This window comes from Moorena sp. SIO2C4, from assembly GCF_010672485.1.
Classification (GTDB): Bacteria; Cyanobacteriota; Cyanobacteriia; order Cyanobacteriales; family Coleofasciculaceae; genus Moorena; species Moorena producens.
Map to the genome: position 1 here is coordinate 1 of NZ_JAAHGN010000803.1, position 3,556 is coordinate 3,556.

Below are 3,556 nucleotides of genomic sequence, written 5' to 3' on the forward strand. Positions count from 1 at the left end.
TAGTATTCTCAGTGACATTAACACCTTTAACTATGCCCTTAACCAAAGTGCCACCAATATTTTTGGTCTTACCTTTCAGGGTTTAATAGACACTGATGGGATAACCGGGGACATAATCCCGGGTTTAGCGGAATCCTGGCAGATTTCCGACGATAAACTTAAAATCCTATTTACCTTGAGGGAGGGGCTAAAGTGGTCCGATGGTGAGCCTTTAACCACTGATGATGTCGTCTTTACCTACAATGACATCTACCTCAACCCAGAAATTCCCACTGATTCTAGAGATATCCTCCGGGTTGGCAAGAGTCGAGCTTTACCAACGGTCAAGAAGATCGATCAGCGTCGGGTGGAATTTGCTGTCCCTGAACCTTTTGCGCCCTTTCTCCGCAGTACTGGCTTACCGGTCTTACCCGCTCATGTCCTGCAAGAATCCGTGAAAACCAAAGATTCAGAGGGTAATCCTAAGTTTCTGACCATGTGGGGGGTAGATACAGATCCAGAGGATATTATTGTCAACGGCCCTTACAAACTCAAACTCTACCGCACCAGTCAGCGGGTGGTTTATGACCGTAATCCCTACTACTGGAAAAAAGATGAACAGGGAAACCAGCAACCTTATATTGAGCGGGCGATCTGGGAAATTGTAGAATCAACGGATTCATCCTTTATTCAGTTTCGCTCCGGCGGATTAGATGCTCTCGGTGTATCCCCTGAATACTATTCCCTGCTGAAGCAGGAGGAAAAAAAGGGTAACTTTACCATCCACATCGCTGGTCCTACCCTCAGTTCCAGTTTTATCTCCTTCAATCTCAACACCGGTAGCCGGGATGGAGAGCCTTTAGTAGATCCAATTAAGTCCCGTTGGTTTAATACTCTCGAATTTAGACAAGCCGTTGCCTATGGCATAGACCGGCAAACCATGCTGAATAATTTATATCGGGGGTTAGGTGCGCCGCAATATTCTAATTTACCTGTGCAAAGCCCCTATTATCTGTCACCAGAAAAGGGGTTACCAGTGTATGACTATAATCCCGACAAAGCCAAGAAATTACTCTTAACAGCGGGCTTTAACTACAATGACGAAGGCGAATTGCTCGATAGCCAAGGTAATCGAGTCCGTTTCACCTTAATGACTAATGCTGGTAATAAGCTGCGAGAAGCCATGGGAGCACAGATTAAGCAAGACCTCAGTAAAATTGGCATTCAAGTCGATTTTACTCCCATTGCCTTCAATACCCTAGTAGACAAACTCGGCAATAGCTTAGATTGGGAATGCCATCTCCTTGGTTTTAGTGGCGGTGGCTTTGAACCCAATAATAGTTCTAATGTCTGGTCTGTAGATGGGGGATTGCACAGCTTTAATCAAAAAACCTTCCCTGGTCAATCCCCCATTCAAGGTCGGAAAATAGCCGATTGGGAGCAAAAAATAAGTGACCTTTATATCCAAGGCGCTCAAGAATTAGATGAAAAAAATCGCAAAAAAATTTATCAAGAAGCCCAACGGATTAATTTAGAACACTTGCCTTATATTTATCTGATTAATCCTCTCTCCATGACCGCAGTTCGTAATTCCATAGAAGGAATTGAATATTCCGCTCTAGGAGGCGCATTCTGGAATATTGATGAACTGAAAATTTCAGAATGATAACATTGGGAATAGGGAGCAGGGAGCAGGGAGCAGGGAATAGGGAACAGGGAATAGGGAAAAGGGAACAGTAGGAAAGAATTAGGAGGAGTTTTTGATGTTATGATCAATCAGCATTGGGTTTCATGATCTATTTAGAAATACTATATAGCGTTTCTTGCATGTGTAAGGTACACTTATCAACCTCAAAGTCCCCCTTTTTAAGGGGGATTTAGGGGGATCCCTTGGGTACATCTCATTTTTGGTGTTTGACCCCGTGGTGCGTTACGGGGCGACTGGCTACGAAGTTGAATATGATGGCAATCCCCCCCTAACGCACCCTACGCACTTATCAACTATAAATCGTAGCTCAACCGGAAACATTAAATATTAAACCGGATAACCTTAAACCTAATAACCTTAAACCTAATAACCTTCAACCTTAAACTAAATAACCAGATAACCTTAAACCTTCAACCTAATAACCTGATAACCTTAAAATGACTCAACCCGAAGCATTAAAATCTCTACTGGAAGCAGTTGCGGCTGGTGACCTTAGCCCAACTGTTGCTCTAGATAAACTGAAGGATTTTACCTACGAAGAAGTGGGTGATTTTGCCAAAATTGACCACCACCGCACCTTAAGAACTGGATTTCCTGAGGTAATTTGGGGAGAGGGAAAAACCCCTGACCAAATTGCTCAGATTATGGCAGTAATGCGCCAGCAGAATCCAGTAGTAATGGCCACACGGATTACACCAGAGGTGGCAACGGAGCTAGAGTCAAAAGTCCCAGAATTACAGTATTATTCCACAGCTCGGATTTGTGCGATCGCACCATCTCAGCTCGAACCTAAGTATGCCGGTATCATTAGTCTAATTTCTGCGGGCACATCCGATTTACCAGTAGCTCAGGAAGCCGCAGTAACTGCTGAATTATGTGGGTTTCAGGTCAAGCGCCTTTGGGATGTGGGGGTAGCTGGTATCCACCGCTTGCTGAATAATCGACAGGTGATTGCCGAGGCCGATGTCTTAATTGTCGTAGCTGGGATGGAAGGAGCATTACCCAGTGTGGTAGCTGGCATGGCCGATTGTCCAGTTATTGCCGTTCCTACTAGTGTCGGCTATGGAGCCAGTTTTGGTGGTATGGCACCCCTGTTAACCATGTTGAATTCTTGCGCACCAGGCATAGGAGTAGTAAATATTGATAATGGCTTTGGTGCTGCTGTCTTAGCTGGAAAAATTCTTAGGAGGTGTAACTATTAGCCAGATATATTACTAAGCCTTAGCAAACCTTACTAAAGTTAAGTATACTAGATTTAGTAAGGTTCACGGTCAATGAAAAAATATGTCACTCCAAAAGAGGCAGCCGAGCACCTCGGAGTCTCGATCTCAACTCTTAGGCGGTGGGACAAAGAGGGGAGACTCGACAGTATCAGGACAAAAGGGAATCAAAGGCGGTTCTGTGTCGAAGGAGAAACTCCGCAGATTAAGCCCATTGTCTGCTATGCAAGAGTCTCTACCTACTCCCAACGGGACGACCTTGATCGACAAGCTGAATTTCTACGGTCAAAATACCCAAACGCTGAAATTGTTTCAGAAGTTGGATCAGGACTCAATTTTAAGCGGAAAAAGTTCCTCAAAATATTGGAACGAATTTACAGCTGTGATCTCTCAGCATTTGTCGTTGCCTACCCAGACAGAGCCGTCAGATTTGGATTCCCATTACTTGAATGGTTATGCAAAAAAGCTGGAGTCAAGCTCGTGGTTCTCAATGAACGCAAATTGTCCCCAGAACAAAAGTTGGTCGAAGATATCCTGTCCATCCTCCACTGTTTCTCTGCTAGGCTTTACGGACTCCGAAAATATCAAAAGCAAGTCACGCAAGCGGTACAAGATAAAACCCCGGAACCAGACGATGAAGTTGACACCA

3 protein-coding genes are annotated in these 3,556 nt (G+C 44.4%); all 3 read left to right on the forward strand.

Translation table 11 applies throughout. From position 1 onward, the window contains the following. The coding region (locus tag F6K20_RS29355) for an ABC transporter substrate-binding protein (RefSeq protein WP_287297051.1) at positions 1-1,645 on the forward strand (1,645 nt) is incomplete at its 5' end. A 479-nt stretch (positions 1,646-2,124) separates the two neighbouring features. Continuing rightward, positions 2,125-2,889, forward strand: a complete 765-nt coding sequence (gene larB / locus F6K20_RS29360) for a nickel pincer cofactor biosynthesis protein LarB (protein ID WP_287257281.1) — start codon at positions 2,125-2,127, stop codon at positions 2,887-2,889. Positions 2,890-2,961: 72 nt separating this feature from the next. Then, a partial coding sequence (locus tag F6K20_RS29365) for an IS607 family transposase (protein ID WP_287297053.1) occupies positions 2,962-3,556 on the forward strand: 595 nt, incomplete at its 3' end.